This is a genomic window from Bradyrhizobium sp. Crot121 (assembly GCF_059512385.1).
Map to the genome: position 1 here is coordinate 86,371 of NZ_JCAMOR010000030.1, position 6,493 is coordinate 92,863.

Here is a 6,493-nt window from a genome sequence, read left to right on the forward strand (position 1 = left end):
TGAGCAGCTATTCCGCCGGCGTCGCCGTAGGTTCGGCGCGCCCTTCCCCCGCAAGCTTCTTGGCGAGCCATTGGTCGTGATGTTCCTTGGCCCAGTTGAGGTCGACCTCGCCGGTGCCCATCGCCTCGAAGGCGCCTTCCATCCCGACCGTGCCGATGTAGATATGGCCGAGGATCAGGGCGATGAACAGGATAGCCGTCACGGCGTGCACCACCTGCGCGAGCTGCATGCCGAGGATATCGGTCCCGTAGAACGGAAACAGCAGCAGGAATCCCGAGGCTGACACGGCAATGCCGGCCGCGATCGAGAGCCAGAACACCATTTTCTCGCCGAAATTGAAGCGGCCCGCCGGCGCGTGTCTGTTCTTGATGAACCCCCCGCCCTGCTTGAGCCAGTCGATGTCCACCTTCTCCAGGAGATTGTCCCTGAAGAAGATCACCATGATCAGGAGGAGGCCGACCACAAAGGCAAAGCTCGTGAAGTTGTGGATGTACTTCGCGACCTCCGAGATGGCGGCGAACATATCCGGCCCAACGAGCGGCAGCAGCAGAGCCTTGCCGAACGTGATGTTCAATCCGGTCAGCCCGAGGATGACAAAGGAGGCCGCCGTCAGCCAATGCGCGAAGCGCTCAAACGCCTCGAAGCGGACCACTTTCTGCCCCGAGCGCCCGGCTGAGATCGGGAGCCGTCCGAGGATCAGATAGGCGACCGCCAGCAGCAGGACCGTGCCAAGGATCACAATCGCACCGCCCCAGCGCAGCAGGACCTGGTGGAAATATTCCCAGGTCCGGCCCGCCGGCTGGATCAGTACGCTGGCCCTGGTGTCGGGAATGTCGATGCGGCCGGTGATGCGCGGCACCTGCTGCAGCAATTCGTGCTGGCTGGTGACGCTTGCGGTCGGATTGGGTGCGCCATCGGGACCGCGCTCTTGTGCGAACACGGGCGCCGCCGCTGATATCGCAAGCAGCGCCAGGACGAAGGTCGCCAGACGAAAGCGTGCGAGAAACGTCATGACCGTTACCCTGTTCTCATCCCGCGCCCATCGCGGGCCGCATGAGCCTGTCCGCTCAGACCCCGACGTCCTCGTGGTACGCCGTGGTCCAGCCCCAGGCACCGGAACCATAGCCGCGCTTGCGCACCCGCTCGCCATAGATCTGAGCGATGATGTCGCCATCGCCGGCGAGCAGCGACTTGGTCGAGCACATCTCCGCGCACATCGGCAATTTGCCTTCGCCGAACCGGTTCGAGCCGTATTTGGCGAATTCCGCCGCGCTCCCTGGTGCCTCTGGTCCGCCGCCGCCGGCGCAATAGGTGCATTTGTCCATCTTGCCGCGAGTACCGAAATTGCCGACTTGCGGATATTGCGGCGCGCCAAACGGGCAGGCGTAGAAGCAATAGCCGCAACCGATGCACTGATCCTTGTTGTGCAAGACAACGCCGTCCTCGGTCGGGAAGATGCAGTTCACCGGACAGACCGACGCGCAAGGCGGGTCCGTGCAATGCATGCAGGCCATCGAGACCGAACGCTCGCCCGGCTTGCCGTCATTGATGGTGACGACGCGGCGGCGGTTGATGCCCCAGGGCACCTCGTTCTCGTTCTTGCACGCGGTGACACAGGCGTTGCAGTCGATGCAGCGGTCCGCGTCACAAAGGAATTTCATGCGTGCCATCGTCTCTTCCCCTTACGCGGCCCTGATCTGGCAAAGCGTCGCCTTCGGCTCCTGCATGCCGGTTGCTGGGTCGTAGCCATAGGTCGTCAGAGTATTCACGCTTTCGCCAAGCACGATCGGATCGGCGCCCTTCGGATATCTGGCGCGGAGGTCCTCGCCCTCGAAAAAGCCGGCGAAATGGTACGGCATCCAGGCGACGCCCTTGCCGACGCGCTCGGTGACCATCGCCTTGACGCGGGTCCGCGAACTGTTCTCTGCGCCGGTCACCCACACCCAGCCGCCGTCCTTGATGCCGCGCTCGGCGGCGTCGGCCGGGTTGATCTCGACATACATGAACTGCTTCAGCTCGGCGAGCCACTTGTTGGAGCGCGTCTCCTCGCCGCCGCCTTCATATTCCACCAGCCGGCCCGAGCTCAGGATCAGCGGGAACTGTTTTGAGATGCCGCGATCGACGGCCGCCTTCTGCACCGAGAAGCCGATATTCGGCATGCGGAACTGCTTGGCATCTGGCAAGGTCGGATAGTCGGCGACGAGGTCCGGACGCGGCGTATAGATCGGCTCGCGATAGACCGGAATCGGATCGGGCAGATTCCAGGCGATCATGCGCGCCTTGCCGTTGCCGTAAGGGGAGCAGCCGTGCTCGATCGCGACCCGCTGGATGCCGCCGGACAGATCCAGCGACCAGGACACCTTGTCGGGGTCGGCCGAATTGACGCGCTGGATGATCTCCATCTCCTGCGGCGTCAGCTCGTTGTCCCAGCCGAGCTTTTTCAGCACGCCCAGCGTGAACTCGGGATAACCGTCCCTGATTGCGGAGCCGACCGAATAGGAGCCCTCGGCGAGAAGATTCTCATGAACCTCCCGCTCGACCTCCTGCCCGTTCTCCATCACCTTGCGCTTGACGACGCGCTCGACGCCGAACCGGGCGCGGAAGGTGCCGCCGCCGTCCTTCACCGAAAGATTGGTGTTGTAGAGGATCGGCGTGCCGGGATGCTTGAACTCCGGCGTGCCCCAGCACGGCCATGGCAGACCGTAATAGTCGCCGCCGACTTCCGGATCATCCTTCGGTGCCCGCAGCGTGACCAGGTCGAACTTATGCTGGTTCCTCATATGCGCCTTCAGCCGCTCCGGCGACTGCCCGCAATAGCCGGTCGACCAGCCGCCGCGGTTGATCTCGCGCAGGATGTCCTCCGCCGACACCGAGCCGTTCTCGACCTTGATGTTCTTGAACATCGGGTCGGCAAAGCCGAGCTTCTTGGCGAGCATATACATCACGTCGTAGTCGTTCTTGGATTCGAAGACCGGCTCGACGATCTTCTCGCCCCATTGCAGCGAGCGGTTGGAGGCGGTGCGCGAGCCGTCCATCTCGAAGCTGGTACAGGCCGGCAGCAGATAGGTGCCGTTCTTGCGCTCGGAGACCACCGACCACGCCGTCGGATAGGGATCGCAGACCACCAGGAGTTCGAGCTTCTCGATGCCGCGCACCGCTTCCGGCATCCGGGTGATGGTATTGACACCATGCCCCATGACGAACATGGCCTGCACCGGATTAGGCTGGTTGATCTGGTCCTTCGGCAGCAAGGTCGCGTCGAACCAGCGCGTGCTTGGAATGCCCGGCGTTTCCATCAACTGCTTGCTTGGGAAGCGCGACTTCATCCACTCGTAATCGACTTCCCACACCCGGCACCAGTGCCGCCAGGCCTCCTCGGCGAGACCGTAATAGAGCGGCAGGGTCGTGACATCGAGCCCGAGATCAGTCGCGCCCTGCACGTTGGTGTGGCCGCGGAAGATGTTGGCGCCGCCGCCGGCCATGCCGACATTGCCAGTGGCGAGCAGCAACAGGCAACTGGCGCGGACATTGGCGGTTCCGGTGGCGAACTGGGTCTGGCCCATCGCCCAGATCAGCGTCGCCGGCTTCTGTTTGGCGAACAATTCAGCGATATGCTTGACCTGCGCCTCCGGCAGGCCGGTGACGCGCTCGACTTCCTTCGGATTCCACTTCGCCGCCGCCTTGCGGATATCATCCACGCCGTAGACGCGCTGGCTGATGAATTCCTTGTCCTCCCAGCCGTTCTCAAAGATGTGCCACAGCATGCCGTAGATGGTGGCGATGTGGGTACCCGGGCGGACTCGGACATATTCGGTCGCATGCGCCGCGGTCCGCGTCATCCTAGGATCGACCACGATCATGTTGGCGCGGTTGAGCTCCTTGCCCTCGAGGATGTGCTGCAGCGAGACCGGATGCGCCTCCGCCGGATTTCCGCCCATCAGCAGGATGGTCCGGGAGTTACGGATGTCGTTGTAGCTGTTGGTCATCGCGCCGTAGCCCCAGGTATTGGCTACGCCGGTGACCGTCGTCGAATGGCAGATGCGGGCCTGATGGTCGGAATTGTTGGTACCCCAGAACGCCGCAAACTTGCGGTTAAGATAGGCGGCCTCGTTGGTGAACTTGGCCGAGCCGAGCCAATAGACCGAATCGGGACCCGCCTTCTGGCGGATCTCCATCAGCTTGTCGCCGATCTCATTGATCGCGGTCTCCCAGGAGATCCGCGTCCACTGGCCGTTGACGAGCTTGACGGGATAGCGCAGGCGGCGCTCGCTCAGGACGTCGTCGCGGACCGCGGCGCCCTTGCAGCAATGCGAGCCGCGATTGATCGGGCTGTCATAGTCCGGCTCCTGCCCGATCCATACGCCATTGGCGACCCTGGCGATGACAGAGCAGCCGACCGAACAGTGGGTGCAGACATTCTTGCGGGTCGCGACGGGTGCACCGGGAGGAGCCGGCGGGCCGGCCTCCACCTTGCGCACGCCATTCAGCGTGAATTCGCCGAGCGCCGCCAGCGTGCCGGCAGCGATGCCCGAACGCTTCAGAAAAGTACGGCGATCCAATCCGCTGCCTGGCCTGTCTCCGGCGAGGACAGGCTTTGCACTTCCCTGGCGACGATCCGCCTTCCTGATCAGCACGAACGCCTCCCTCTATCGAGCGCCGGGATAGCTGTTGACGCGGTAGAAGTCTCGAACCTCGGCGGAATTTGGCTGATAGCGCGCTCTGCGCTTGTCCTTCAGATTGACCGATTGGGCGGGCACCTGCCGCGGCAGCAATGCGCCGACGGCGGCCACGCTGCTGCCGGCGATGGTCAGACGAAGCAAATCACGCCGAGGAATTTTTCGCTTAGGATTTTCCTTCTCAGGATTTTCCTTCATCGCGGCGCGCTCCTAAACCAGGTTCGCTACTCGTTAGCGTACTCCGCGCGATGCCGGACTTCAATTGTCGGTCACCCCGCACTGCAGCAACCGTTATCGAGATTTCCGGTGCGGTTTACTAGGAGCGACTTTTCAAATTCGCACGATCGCATGGCACCCACGCGCCGCGACGGCCGGCCGCAGCCGCTCGGAAAAACCTGGACGTGCTGTTCTGTCAGGATAAGCGGCGAACGCGAATTTTCTGGGCCGCCTAACCCCACGCGACAGGCAAATTAAGCAGTCCGCGAAACGCCCAGCCACCGATCCGCACAGGTTCGCTCTCAACAATGCGCAGGTTCTTCAGCCTGGCGAAGACGGCCGGGAGCGCAACATCGGCAACCATGGCGCGCGAGGCCCAGGCGCCGGCGCAGAAATGCGGCCCGGCGCCGAACGCGATGCTCTTGCTGGTATCGCGCTCAAGGTCGAACTCATCAGCGCGTTCGAAATGCTTTTCGTCGCGGTTTGCCGAGCCGAACATCAGGAACACCCGCTCCTCGGGCTCAAAGGCAACGTCACGGATTTTCCACGGCTTGGCGATGCGGCGCGGCGACATGCCGATCGGCGAAATCCAGCGGGCATATTCCTCGAATGCCTGCATCCAGGGAATCTTGCCTTCCATGACCGATCTCAGTTGATCGGGGTGCGTCAGCAGCGCCCACGCGGTGCCTGCGATCGCATCCCGCGGTTCGTTTTGACCGCCGCTGATCGAAAGCTTGATGTTGGCGCGCACGCTCTCCATCGGCATGCCGGATGCGAGCATCACGCCCAGCAGGCTTTGATCGGGCTTCTTGCTGAGCACCGGCAGCATGTCGTTGATGGCCGCATCAATGCCCGACGTCGCGGCATGACAGCGCGCCTCGACGGCGGGATCTCCAATGTAGTTGGCGATGCCGTCGATCATCCCTTGCGACCACGCGTTCATGTCCTGAAAGCGCATATTGGTCAGCCCGGTGATCGATTTCAAACACTCCGCCGAGAACGGCAGCGCGAAATCGCGCACGAAATCGCATGCGCTCGCAGGCTCGAGTTCGCCGATGATGCGGTCGGCATGGGCCTGGAATTGCGCCGTCCAGTGAGATCTGACGGTCTTCGGAGATACTGCAGGAAAGATCGCCTTCCGCTCCGACAGGTGCGCCTCGCCGTCCTTGCGCATCATGTTGTGGCCCATCAGCGTATTCATCAGGCCTGCGGGCTGGTGCGATGAGAAGACGCCGATCTGCTTCTCCGAGACGAAGATGTCGTCGCGACTGCAGAGCAGCGTGCTGCCGAGCTGCGGCACGAACGCGATGGGAGCATCGCGGCGCAACTTGGCAAGCGTCGGATAGGGATCGCTCCAGAATGCCGCGACGTCGATATCGATACGAGGCGCAGTGCTCACGGTTTGGCCCTCCCTGTATTCCTCAAGGGTACCGAGGAGCAGAAAGGACGTCTGTCCCGTTGGACAGGGACAGGAAGTGGCGCTGCCTCTCTGCACCTCTCCCCTAGGGAGAGGTGCACTTGCGGGGTCCTAACCGGCTACATAGGTAACAGAATAGACCGGCGACATGGGTAACAGGTCAACTGATCGGCAAGGAGGAGCT

5 protein-coding genes are annotated in these 6,493 nt (G+C 62.7%); all 5 read right to left on the bottom strand.

The window, feature by feature from the left end; genetic code table 11:
* Positions 1–7: 7 nt before the first annotated feature.
* On the bottom strand, positions 8–1,012 hold the full coding sequence (locus AC5ZGW_RS24790; protein WP_130229541.1) for a formate dehydrogenase subunit gamma: 1,005 nt from the start codon (positions 1,010–1,012) through the stop codon (positions 8–10).
* A gap of 55 nt (positions 1,013–1,067) precedes the next feature.
* Entirely contained in the window at positions 1,068–1,670 is a 603-nt protein-coding gene (fdh3B, locus tag AC5ZGW_RS24795) for a formate dehydrogenase FDH3 subunit beta (RefSeq protein WP_028164302.1), read from the bottom strand.
* A 12-nt stretch (positions 1,671–1,682) separates the two neighbouring features.
* On the bottom strand, positions 1,683–4,634 hold the full coding sequence (locus AC5ZGW_RS24800; RefSeq protein ID WP_130229540.1) for a formate dehydrogenase subunit alpha: 2,952 nt from the start codon (positions 4,632–4,634) through the stop codon (positions 1,683–1,685).
* 12 nt (positions 4,635–4,646) lie between these two features.
* Positions 4,647–4,874, bottom strand: coding sequence for a hypothetical protein (locus AC5ZGW_RS24805; RefSeq protein ID WP_028164300.1), 228 nt, complete (start codon positions 4,872–4,874; stop codon positions 4,647–4,649).
* 250 nt (positions 4,875–5,124) lie between these two features.
* Positions 5,125–6,291, bottom strand: a complete 1,167-nt coding sequence (locus tag AC5ZGW_RS24810; RefSeq protein WP_130229539.1) for a cytochrome P450 — start codon at positions 6,289–6,291, stop codon at positions 5,125–5,127.
* Between the last annotated feature and the right edge of the window lie 202 nt (positions 6,292–6,493).